Here is an 11,785-nt window from a genome sequence, read left to right on the forward strand (position 1 = left end):
GGAGAGCAACGATGGAACCTAACCCTCCCGAATATCGGGATTTTCGAATACTTCTGCAATAAAATAATGGTTTTCCCGATATGTGAGAGAAATACATATATAGAATAGAAATTATATGTTAGTATCTCGGTAGAATACATTACACAGAAGAGGATGGATGGGATGGAGGAGCTACAGAAGTCTTTTGATCTGCACGGATTAATGAATGTAGAAGTGTTCTACTGGTGGTGCGTCGCACTCATGTTTGCCATTCATGCTGGATTTCTGTTTTATGAGATGGGCATTTCAAGAGTCAAGAATGTTATGGCATCAGCGATGAAAAATTTATTAACTCTTGCGGTCGTCATACCCTCCTTCTTCTTCGTAGGCTGGTGGATTTACAACGCCTTCCCCGACGGATTTATTCCAAGATTGAACGACGGCTTTGCACTTGGCGCCCTGCCGTGGAGCGCGAATATGGGACCTAACCTCGCGGATCACGCAAGCGGTGTTTTCTGGGCCGCCTTTGCCCTCTTCGCCGCCACAACGGCCTCCATTCTATCCGGCGCAGTCATTGAACGGATTCGTATGAGCGCATTTCTTATTTTGGCTACGGTGCTCGGTTCCTTCATATGGATTTTGGGAGCTGCATGGGGCTGGCACGGTCAGGGCTGGATGCTGACAAAGCTTGGCTACCATGATGTCGCCGCTTCAGGCGTCGTTCATACGATTGCCGGATTTTTCGCATTGGGTGTCCTGATAAACTTAGGGCCAAGGATCGGTAAATATGTTAAACAGCGTTCGATTACGATTGCCGGTCATAACCTGCCGAATGTGTTTTTAGGCTTGATGCTGATCTACATCGGATTCTTTGGATTTCTGGGCGGCTGTCTAATATTCAATGTCGGAAGCGACTGGATGACCATTTATGGGACGCCGGCAACGCTTTCCGCTTTCGCTTTCAACGCGCTGATGGGCTTTGCAGGAGGGATTATCGGCTGCTATTTAAGTTCGAAGAGCGATCCGATGTGGAGTATGTCCGGTGGTTTGGCCGGGTTCATTTCCGTTGGAGCGGGCTTGGATTTGTATCACCCGGGGCTAGCCTTCCTGATTGGAGCGATTGGCGGCCTCCTTGCTCCCTTTATCGGGAAGCTTCTGGATCGCGGCAAAATCGACGATCCGGTTGGAGCGATTGCACTGCACGGCTTTGTCGGAGTATGGGGAGTAATTGCTGTAGGTTTGTTTGCATCAGGCTATCCGAACGTTTCGGGACCCGAAATTTCTTTACTTGGTCAAGTCGTTGGCGCCCTAGTCATGGTGCTGCTCGGCATCGTTCCCGGTTATGCCGTATCGTGGGTGTTGAAGAAGGCGAATGCGCTGCGCATTCCGCCAGAGGTCGAGGTGTTAGGCCTTGATATCGTGGAAATGCCGGCCTCCCCTTATCCGGAAGGCATTCCGCCGACACCGGAAAGCATTCCGTCCGGTCTCGGTCAGCCACTGCGGCCAAAGTCTGTTAAATCTTAATTAAAAGAGGAGAATGCGAAATGAATACAAGCCCGATCAAAAGCTGGGAAGGTGTAGAAGCCTATTTTACGTTCGGTCCGAATTCTTTAGGGGTATGGGTTGTCCTCATTTTAGCGGTCGCGTTGTTTATTGGATTTATCGCCTACACGATCCGTCACGAAAAACATTGCTTCGAAGAAAGCTTGAAGTTGTTCCCCGAGCTCCAAAAGAAGTTGGATGTCGTTGAAAATGCCAGACGGACAGAGAGAACCGGCGGAGAAATATACGCACCTGTTGCACAGGCGGAGTGAAGCCCGGGGAACTCTGACGTAACATGTAAACCGGCTACACTCCGCCTGTTGCGGTCGTTTGATCTAAGTGGCTGACATTTAGTTGCATATCTACCGCTAATCTATGAGATTTTACCGTTTTCTAAGGATTAGCTCTAAATCTGCCTCTAATCTGATACCATCAGGCTGTCTTGGGCTTTAAGAGACCAAATTAAATGTACTTTTGCCATTAATTAGCACCAACAACTGGTTTTGGATGAAATTAGCGGTAGAAAACACACTAATGTCCAACAATTTGGATTGATCCAAATCGCCTAGAGTTCCCACTCGATTGAACTTGATCAACCAACAATTCCTTGTATTTCAGCTAAGATGTGCGATAAATCAAAGGTTTCCTAAGTTGTATACTTCCTGACAGTTCAAGTAAACCGCTTCGCCGTCCTCAGGACGGCGATAAACGTTTGTAGCGTGCGATCAGATGAGTAGGTTTCTAATTGTTCAATAAGAAAAGCCTGAAGTGCCGAAACATTCGGCATTTCAGGCTTTTTCCAAAGATGGACCAAGGTCACCCGTTTGAAAACCAGCCCGAAGGTTTCACGTCCAGGCTAATGTTGATCTGCTTCACTTCCAAATATTCCTCCAGCCCGAAGGTGCCGAGCTCGCGGCCGTTTCCGCTCTGCTTGTAACCGCCCCACGGAGCTTCGTTAAATGTCGGATGATACGTATTGATCCACGTGATCCCGGCACGAAGCTTGCGGATCACGCGGTGGGCCTTGGCCACATTCTGCGTGAATACAGCACCCGCGAGACCATACTTGGTCCCGTTAGCCAACTCGAGAGCTTCCTCTTCCGTTCGGAAAGTCTGGATAACCAGCACAGGGCCGAATATTTCCTCCTGTACGATACGCATATCCGGTCTCGTATCGGTGAAAATCGTCGGCGCCACGAAATAACCTCTGCCGAGCCCGCCGGCCGTAAGCCGCTCTCCGCCGCAGAGCAGAGCAGCACCTTCCTTCCGGCCGATCTCTATATAGTCGAGCACGCGGTTCATTTGCCGTTCGGAAATGAGCGGACCCATCTCGGTGTCGGCGTCCAATCCGGGACCGATACGGATTTGCCCGGCCCTTCGGACCAGTTCGGGAACAAAGCGATCATACAGAGACGCTTCGAGCAGCAGACGGGAGCCGGCTGAGCACACCTGTCCTTGGTTCGCGAATATCCCGAACAGCGCATAATCAACCGCCGTCTCGAAATCCGCGTCGGCAAATACGATATTCGGAGATTTGCCCCCGAGCTCCAGTCCAACTTTCTTAATCGTCTCAGCCGCGGACTTCATGATCTTGATGCCGGTCTCGGTTCCGCCTGTAAAAGCGACTTTGTCCACGAGCGGGTTGGCGGCCAATTCCGAGCCGACCGGGTCTCCAGCACCGAGCACCAAATTCAGAACGCCGGGTGGAAATCCGATCTCGTCAATGATTTCGAATAGGCGGATTAAGGTTAGCGGCGTCTGTTCGGCCGGCTTGATGATCACCGTACAGCCTGCAGCCATAGCCGGCGCGATCTTCTGGGTGGCCATAACGAGCGGATAGTTCCACGGGATAATTTGCCCGACGACCCCGACCGGCTCCCGGACGACCATCGCTTGAATGGAATCGGGAACTTCGTAGGTTTGTCCGTGCGGCTTGGTCGCAAGCCCCGCATAATAACGGAGTTGGTTAACTGCATCCTGGATGTCGTACTGCGCTTCCCGCAACGGCTTGCCGTTGTTAAGCGTCTCCAGTCGCGCGAACTCCTCCGCCCGCTCTTCCAATCGGTCGGCCAGCTTGCCCAGCAGATTCGCCCGTTCCCTTGCCGGAGTTTCCGGCCATCCTCCCCGGTCGAAAGCGTGCCGGGCCGCGCGAATCGCTTGTTTCGCTTCTACCGCCGACCCCTCGGTTACGATTGCAATGACTTCGCTTGTCGCTGGATTCAGTACCGTTCGCGTTTGACCGTCGGAACTGAGTACCCAATATCCGTTAATGTACATTTTTTCAACAGAATGATTATTCATAGAATGAAGGCGGTATAGATTCCCAAACTTAAAACTCCGATTGAAACTGCGCTGCACATATACGTGTGATGCGTTCTGTCTCTTCGTTTTTTCCACGCTAATGCGAGCTGCCTTACAGCAAAATACATACTGATTAAATTGATGATAAATAGCGCCAACATGAGCCACTGCATTGGATTTGAGCCGCTTCCACCCATTTCATGGTGATGAGCGTGCATTTCCGCGGCCGCCCCCATCAGCATGGGGGCTGACAGCCAATGAACAAGATGCAAAGCGATTACGGCTAGAAGCGATAACACAGACAAAGCTGAATATTTCGTTTCCCTGCCCATATACCGGATTCTGTGCAGCATCGGTCTCACTCCTCAACTTTGGCAGCCGTTCTCCTTCACCGCGCTGCTGCAATGGTTTTTCTTGGGCATCGGCGGCAGGTTGATCGCCGGACTTTGATTAAAGAAACTTACCGGTTTAAGCATGAATCCGATATAGGCAGCAGGCATGACCGGCCAATCCTCCGGACGGGGAACGTGAGTATGGCCCATCGTATACCATACAACGATGTCCGTGTTCTTAACGGGACGATCCTGTTCTACCCATGCAGACAACCCGTCTCCGCCAATATGCTGATTCGGATAGTTGCCGGCTGCGTACATCTCATCTTCGTTGTGCGGCGTAACCCATAGATGATGCTTAATGAAGCCCGCTCGCTTCATCAGGCTCGAGTTCTCGGAAGCGAACGGGAAACAATTCTCGCCTGTCACGATTTTATAGCCGACCGATTGACCCAGATCGTTCTTTACATTGTCATTGACAACTTTCCAATAACGGCTCGTTTCCAATTTGAGATCCCGCGTTGCCTGTTTTTCCGTTTCCAGCAGTGTCGACTTCGCATAAAATGCATTCTCGCGCGGATTGTCTTCTCCAAGCTCCTCCGGAACCACATTCACTTCATATACGGAGTTCTCGCTGCCGTCGATTTGCATGTCCATGCGGACATTAAAGAAGTGCTGATGATTCGGCGCATATAAATCCGGACCTACCAGATTTCCGTATTTCGGCGTTTCTCCCGGATGCAGGCCTGCCGTCGATAGAATACCCGTCAGCTTGACCTCGAATTGAATATTGCCGTCCTGATAGAAATACCAGAAGAAGCCGTACTCATAGTTGGCAACCGTGGAGATCGACGAGACAACCAGCCTGCGGGAACGTCTCACTTCGACATCGTTGGTCCGCCAGTCGGTATGTTTCCAGAGAATACCGAAGTCTTCCTCATGCATACATATTGCATTTTTAATCGTCATCAACTCGCCCTTGCTATTGGACATGACGCCATCGAAATACTTGATATAACCGACGCAATCGCAGCCCAACTCCAAGCTGTTGGCAAGCTGGCCGATACCGTATTCACCGCTGTCAAAGGCGTTTTTACGGTTCTGGATCGGACCCGGATCGCCGTAAGGAACGACCATTTCGGAGAGGGCTCCGCGGTACATGACCGGACGCTCGCGGCCTAGATCCTTATAGGTGACCGTATGGATCGTCAACCCTTCTCTCGCGTTAAAGCCGATGCGGAACTTCCAGTTCTGCCACTCTACTTCATGACCGTTTATCGTAAAGCTTGGCCCTTCCGGTTGCGTAATTTCAACCGGTTTGATGCCCGTTCGAAGCGGACCCACTCGGTCCAGCGTATAATTGGCTTCTTGCATCGGAATTTGGGTATACTCGTATTCTTCCACCCGCAAAACTTCCATTTTATTCATATCCACAATTGGAATAAGCGGCAATGGGCGGGCGTAGCCGTTATCCTTCTCGTCACTGCGAAGGAAACATAAGGGACGGGCAAGACGAACTGTTGCATCTTCTTCAGCGCCCCAATTACCCGGAGACCATAAGTCAACCATAACTAGCTCCGGCGTTTCAATACCCAGCCGCTTCAACGCCTCAAGGAATGCCGGGCTTGCTTTCACCGCCGCCTCGCATTCCACCTGCTCATCCAGCATGATCATAGGCTGAACACCTGGAATGTGCTTCCACGATACGACTTTCTTATGGCTTAGCGACACGACAGCTTCATAAGTGGCATTGTCATCGCTGTTCAATATGATAATGAATGCTTCCCGATCAAAGGGCCTCATCCCGTCAAATCCGAGAACAACCTCCTTATTCGGTTCCTTCAACATGACCGATACGAACCGATCAGCAGCGCTCAATTGCTTCTGATCTTTCAAAATGGCTACAGCCGCCAAAATTTCCTCTTTGCCAAACGGCTCCAATGGGTGATTTCCAAGCTCTACCGTTAATTGCGCCATATCTTTTCCCTCGCTTTATGTTGATGTCAACTTCTATGACAATCGTATTCAACAATTCGTAATCACTGAAGCCCGGTTTCCCGAATCGTGAGAAAATTCGTATTTTTTATTCGTTTTCCCACTATTCGGGAAAAAACCTCGCGATATCTTCCAACTCACTCCAATAGCTTCTACTTAGCTGCAACTATATTTATCATAGAAGTTGCGGTATACTAGCTCCAATTTATTAAAAAGGGGCTTTAAAATGTGGCTGCTAATTGCGGTACTTAGCGCATTATTATTTGGAATGTCTGGTCTATTGATGAAGGTAAGTCAAATGCAGAGAGGGTCTCTTTCTCACCTGTTATTCGGATTATTTTTATCGGGGAGCATCGGATTTGGTATACATGCATTTTGGACAAGTTCGACGGATTGGTTAGACTGGAAGCTTTGGATTGGTGGATTATTAGTTGGAATGGGAGCGGCTTGGGGGAATCTTATTTTTATGAAAGTACTTGAGTATGGCCCAGCCAGCCTTTCTTCACCATTGATGAACATGAATATCGTAGTCGTCATTCTTTTGTCTGTTTGGGTTTATCATGAATCCATTCAATGGAACGAGTGGGCCGGAATCAGCTTTTTACTCGGTGCTGTTGTCTTAATTTCAATTCGTAAAGAACCATGGACGGTTACCGAGAAAAAATGGTTCTTGCTTATCGGGGCGGCCATATTACTTTTCACTTTCCGTAATGGAGGATTGAAGGTTACCTCAGAACAATTACTTAATAACACTCAAGTATTATTTATTGCCTATATTTTATCTACAGTTTGGTTTTTCTTTTCCGCTTTCCTTTCAAAGCGTCATCCGAATGCCAAATCGGCCTCCGATCATGCACCCCGAATTGGACTGCTATGGGGATTGGCTTGTGGCGTGTTCTCTTATGGCGGGTTGCAGTTGTATGCGGTCGCTCTCGATCAAGGAAAAGCAAGCATCATAGCACCCATCTTTGCAACCAATAGCTTGGTCATTGCACTTGGTTCAATATTTATCTATAAAGAAAGATTATCGCAGAAACAACTTCTAGCGCTTGTATTCATGTTCTGCGGGCTGATTGTCATAAAATTATAAACCTGGGGGGAATAAGCAGAAGCGGAAGCCATTCGGTTGCCTGTTGTCCCCTTACTCCTAACAAAGAGAGCATGAGCGTTCTATCAGAGACGCTCTTGCTCTTTTCTTTATTTGTTATCGATTTACTCTAAGCAAGTATTCGGATAGTTTATTGGACACTTTCCAAACCAGATCGTTCTTTGCTGATGATCGAGTATATATTTTCCCTTCAATCCCAACGACATTATGATAAAGATATACTTTTTCTTTTTCCTCACTTATAAAATGTATCTCGTATAAGTCTCCAGGACTTTCGGAATGAGCAAAATCGGTTTTGTTCAGTTTATTTAATTCAGTTATAATTGCCTGTATTCTTTCATTGTCAGTAATCGTTGATAACCTTTCTTTTTCTTGATTAACTGACAGACTATACACTTCAATTTTGCTTACTTTCATTTCTAACGGTATATCCTGCTTTGTCGAACAACCTGTTACAATAATGATTGCTAAAATCATTTGAATTGTTATTATTCTCATAAAAATCCCCCCCACATATTTAACTTGTTTACATTTAGAAAAGTTGCAATTTATAACAAATTCTCCACAAGGACAGTTCTTGTGCGGCGCTCTATTGCTATTCAGATAGCGTGAATCCAAGCCTTCGGGGCTGTCCGTCGGTCATCCAGTCGCGGCTGCGACCCTTCGAATAGTCCGATTTCATCTCGGCAATCAGCTGTCCAAGGTTTACAGCGCTGTCGTAATGCAGCTGCAAAGCGGCGGAAACATACAATTCGCTCAATTGGGCGAGCGTGAAGCCTTCCGTTTCTTGCGCGGCCCGAGCGACCGATTCCTCATCTACGAGGCGATCCATTCCTTTGTGAATCAGATAGGAATGGCGAATCGCTTCGTTCGGCAGCTTCACTTCATAGGCCCGATCGAATCTGCCTGCCCGGTTCATGAGCGCAGGGTCTATTTTCTCCGGATAGTTCGTCGTGCCGATGAGGTAGATGCCTTCCTTCGACGTTGCCCCATCCAGCGTGTTCAGGAAATAAGAACGGCAGGAGGCAGGCATAGAATCGATATCCTCGATAACGAGCACCATAGGCGCTCTTTGATTGGCGGCGGCGAATACCTCTTGAATCGACTCGCTGTTGGTAAACTCAGTAATCTGCCAGTAGGCGACAGGCGCCCTGATCGAGCCCGAGATGGATTTGACTAACGTCGTTTTGCCGTTACCCGGCTTACCGTACAGCAGGATGCCTCTCTTGTAAGGGATGCCGTACGTTTGGAAAAAAGAGCGATCCTTGGAGAAAAATTCGTCAATGGAACGATAGATTTGCGTCTTGAGCTCCTCATCCATGAATACCTCAGCGCGAGCGACAGGGCTTGTCGTTAATTCTCGCGATTGCTCCAGCCCGTCCCGGGTATCCGTGAAGACGATGATCTTCCGATCCGCAAGCTGCCGCGAACGCATATCCTCCAGAAACCGAACGAGACCGCCATCGGATTCACTGAAAATAAGATCTTCGTAGCCGAGGCCATGCTGCACCTCTTTCGGAACTCTGGCCATTGCAACGCGATGCTTCGAATAGATAAACAAATTATTGCGAACGGCGGGCCGGACAGCATAGCTCTCGCGGTTCTGTCCATGGTCAGCCGTGTAGGCGAACGCCCTTGTTTCTACCAAGTCGTATAAGCTGGCCGCATGCTCCATTCCTTCATACTCGGTACGTACATCTTCCTCCAGCCCGCTCCATATTTCATTTCCGTCGTCCTGCTCGTAGAGACGAAACTCGGCTCCGAAACGCTCTTTCAGATAATCGACGATGGCCTGAACCGTAGCGATGTAGTTGAAATAGCTGCGCGGATCCGGCGAGTGACCTTCGATATTGTTATCAGCTCGAACGAAGAACTTAGGGCCATTGATCTTTAATGTTATTGTCATCTTTACGTTTACACTCCTTTCACGGCCGCCAAGGGACGGCACTTAGCCACTACGGCAGCCAGTCGCGCCTCGACGACGCTTTCTATGATTCTATCTACGTCTTTGTAAGCTTGGGGAGATTCGTCAATCAGGGACTCGAGTCCTCGGTGGTTAACGACGATCTCATCGTCCTGTCCAATGCGCAGGGAAGAAGCGAACTCATCCACGGTGACAAGCTGCTTCGTCGCATTGCGCGAACGGACCCGACCTGCGCCATGGCAGATGGAATGGTAATTTCGCGCGCCTTCCGGTGAACCTACCATCAAGTAGGAGGACGTTCCCATTGAGCCCGGAATAAGAGCGGGGTGCCCCGTATCCGCGTACGGCTCTGGATTGCCGGCGTGTCCGGCTGGCAACGCCCGAGTCGTTCCTTTGCGGTGCACAAGGAAGGACTTGTCCCCGTGATTTTCCTCGCATGCGTAGTTATGCATCAGGTCGTAAAGCGTTCGCGTCTCCGCTTGGGAGCCGAACGTTTCCCGGAACGCATCGCGTACGGCAAATGCAAGCAGGTGCCTGTTCGCAACAGCGAAGTTGAGCGCCGAGTACATGAGATTCGTGTAGGTCTGACCAGCATCGCTGTCGAGCGGCGCATAGACGAGCTTGGGATCGCTTGTGCCAAGACCTAGCTTACTCATTGTTTTCGCAACTTCAGAGCCGCTATATTGGTTTACTGCACCGCCCCACGAGCGGGAACCGGAGTGAATCATCACTGCAACTTGGCCATCCTGCAACCCCCACCGTTCCGCGATAGAGCGGTTGTCTTCATTAATGCTAATGGCCTGAATTTCAATGAAGTGATTGCCGTTACCCAGCGTGCCAAGCTGTCGGTGAGCCCGATGCCATACCGGCTCCGGGATTCGATCCAGCACACTCTCGTCAAATCGGAATCGGCTGCATTCGACGTGGGTCAAGGAAGTCGCTTTCCGCGGAGTGTACGAATCCGGAACGTACTTGCCTGGCAGGCCGTGCAGCCCTTTACGAAGCACGTCCTCCAGACGGATATCGGAGAAGTAACCCCTCACGTGGTTTTCCACCGGAATTCGTTTCTCGATGGCTTTGACTAGCTTGCGTCGGAGCTTCACATCTTGGAGCTCATTCACTTGCAGATTCGTCAGGTGCAGTCTCATGCCGCAGCCGATATCGCTTCCGACGATGGACGGAGACACGAAACCGTCCTCCATCCCCCATACCGCCGTCGTACCTATACAAGTTCCAACTCCGACATGGGCGTCGGGCGTATAACTCATATACCGGATATTCGGAATTTGCAGATTGTTGTTCGCCATCTCGAGCACTTTGGCCCCCATGGCATGATAAAGATCATCGTGGGCGAATACGTGTAAGTCTCCCGCGGGGAGATCGATTCGCCGGTAATACTGGTTGTTTGAATTCATATAAGGGTTCGTTTCCTCTCTAATTGTAAAAATAGTATTGAAAATCAGAACGCAAAAAGACCGCAAGCCCAATCGCTTACGGTCTTCGCACAATGTGAAATAACAGGTGTCCACCTTCTCCACCGCGATGGATGAGGGGCGCTTTCCTAGTCTTTACGTTGCTTGGGCCCGTAGAGGCCGATGGACAATCAACAGACGATTCAGTTGCGACAGTGCGGCATTACGACGATTATTAAGTCTGGTCATGTCCAGCGGCCTCCTTCCTGTTTAAGATAATGTTTAGATTAAGGGGTATGGGAGTGATTGTCAATATGTAAATAGAAAATATTTATTAGGGGCATTAAAATTATGAGTCTGTAAAATAAAATGGTGCCAAAAGAACTGCCTACTTAACTTTCTTCTTTAGTTTTCTATGTCTCATTTCTAGAAGTATTAATACCGCTATCCAGGCAGCGAAGACGATAAAGATATTATAAAGTCTATCTGCGCTCCTCATGATGAGTTCAATAAACACAGAATATCACCTCTGATGTAACTTATATCTTACCTGCCTACCGAGAGCCTCTCTCCAGAAAAATCAACAGCTGTAACCCATCTTAAACCCTTTAATGTAGAACCATTGCTTCTAAAGTGAAGCCATTTGGTTATGTACTTCCATTCATTTGTTCAAGACTTCTTGAGTTTCAATTGTCAGTTAAGTTCTCATATTTATTGACTTGTTCTTTTAATGTCATCAATTCCCCTTTTCTCTCGGCCCCCTCTGATAATGCGTCGTATCTCTTTATTATTACTTCTTGATCCATTTGTTCATTTATGTCACTCCTAAATCCCAACTCATATGTTACGTAATTGCGTACCAGGACACAATTTATTATATGGTACGTTTTTGCGTATAGTCAATATCGAGTTGGAGTGATTCTTTTGTCCAAAAAAGTGATCGTCAAAATATCCGATTTAATTAAGCAACGCGGAATTTCATTGAGGGAACTCTCCCGCTTGTCAGATGTGCGACACGCTGCCTTGAGCGAGCTTGCAAACGGAAAACGTGCTAATATAAATTTTGCCCATATCGAAAAAATCGCCGATGCTCTTGGCATAGGCGACATTCGAGATATTATTGATTTTATTGAAAGTGATGACGATGATCATTAACTAGAGTTAACCCCCCCGCTCGAATATCTGGTTCACA

At 48.6% G+C, this 11,785-nt stretch carries 10 protein-coding genes; 4 read left to right on the forward strand and 6 right to left on the reverse strand.

Translation table 11 applies throughout. The annotated features are described in order from the left end of the window. Nucleotides 1-162: 162 nt before the first annotated feature. Nucleotides 163-1,503 (forward strand): ammonium transporter, encoded by a 1,341-nt coding sequence (locus tag ACESLK_RS08455; RefSeq protein ID WP_373228821.1) that lies wholly within the window; start codon nt 163-165, stop codon nt 1,501-1,503. Between the two features lie 20 nt (nt 1,504-1,523). After that, a complete protein-coding gene (locus tag ACESLK_RS08460) occupies nt 1,524-1,793 on the forward strand; it encodes a hypothetical protein (RefSeq protein WP_373228822.1) in 270 nt (89 codons plus the stop codon). Between the two features lie 544 nt (nt 1,794-2,337). Here ACESLK_RS08460 and ACESLK_RS08465 read toward each other — a convergent pair. Genes ACESLK_RS08465 through ACESLK_RS08475 form a run of 3 tightly spaced genes read right to left on the reverse strand, consistent with a single transcriptional unit; the run spans nt 2,338 to nt 6,131 of the window. After that, the gene (locus ACESLK_RS08465; RefSeq protein ID WP_373228823.1) at nt 2,338-3,798 is read right to left on the reverse strand and encodes an aldehyde dehydrogenase family protein; all 1,461 of its coding nucleotides are present in this window, start codon (nt 3,796-3,798) and stop codon (nt 2,338-2,340) included. A gap of 20 nt (nt 3,799-3,818) precedes the next feature. Beyond that, nucleotides 3,819-4,175 carry a hypothetical protein gene (locus tag ACESLK_RS08470; RefSeq protein WP_373228825.1) on the reverse strand — a complete coding sequence of 119 codons (357 nt, stop codon included), beginning with the start codon at nt 4,173-4,175 and terminating at the stop codon, nt 3,819-3,821. A gap of 12 nt (nt 4,176-4,187) precedes the next feature. Then, the gene (locus ACESLK_RS08475; protein WP_373228826.1) at nt 4,188-6,131 is read right to left on the reverse strand and encodes a primary-amine oxidase; all 1,944 of its coding nucleotides are present in this window, start codon (nt 6,129-6,131) and stop codon (nt 4,188-4,190) included. A gap of 244 nt (nt 6,132-6,375) precedes the next feature. On the opposite strand from ACESLK_RS08475, the gene ACESLK_RS08480 reads away from it, so the two are divergent. Beyond that, the gene (locus tag ACESLK_RS08480) at nt 6,376-7,239 is read left to right on the forward strand and encodes a DMT family transporter (RefSeq protein WP_373228828.1); all 864 of its coding nucleotides are present in this window, start codon (nt 6,376-6,378) and stop codon (nt 7,237-7,239) included. A gap of 114 nt (nt 7,240-7,353) precedes the next feature. Here the strand turns inward: ACESLK_RS08480 and ACESLK_RS08485 are convergent, their stop codons facing one another. The 3 genes from ACESLK_RS08485 to ACESLK_RS08495 form a co-directional block, all read right to left on the reverse strand. Beyond that, complete coding sequence (locus ACESLK_RS08485) at nt 7,354-7,755, reverse strand: hypothetical protein (protein WP_373228830.1); 402 nt, start codon at nt 7,753-7,755, stop codon at nt 7,354-7,356. Nucleotides 7,756-7,852: 97 nt separating this feature from the next. Continuing rightward, a complete protein-coding gene (locus ACESLK_RS08490; RefSeq protein WP_373228831.1) occupies nt 7,853-9,163 on the reverse strand; it encodes an AAA family ATPase in 1,311 nt (436 codons plus the stop codon). Between the two features lie 8 nt (nt 9,164-9,171). Further along, entirely contained in the window at nt 9,172-10,596 is a 1,425-nt protein-coding gene (locus ACESLK_RS08495; protein ID WP_373228832.1) for an RtcB family protein, read from the reverse strand. A gap of 921 nt (nt 10,597-11,517) precedes the next feature. On the opposite strand from ACESLK_RS08495, the gene ACESLK_RS08500 reads away from it, so the two are divergent. Further along, a complete protein-coding gene (locus tag ACESLK_RS08500; protein WP_373228833.1) occupies nt 11,518-11,748 on the forward strand; it encodes a helix-turn-helix domain-containing protein in 231 nt (76 codons plus the stop codon). The last annotated feature ends 37 nt before the right edge of the window (nt 11,749-11,785 follow it).

The organism is Cohnella sp., from assembly GCF_041640265.1.
Lineage (GTDB): Bacteria > Bacillota > Bacilli > Paenibacillales > Paenibacillaceae > Cohnella.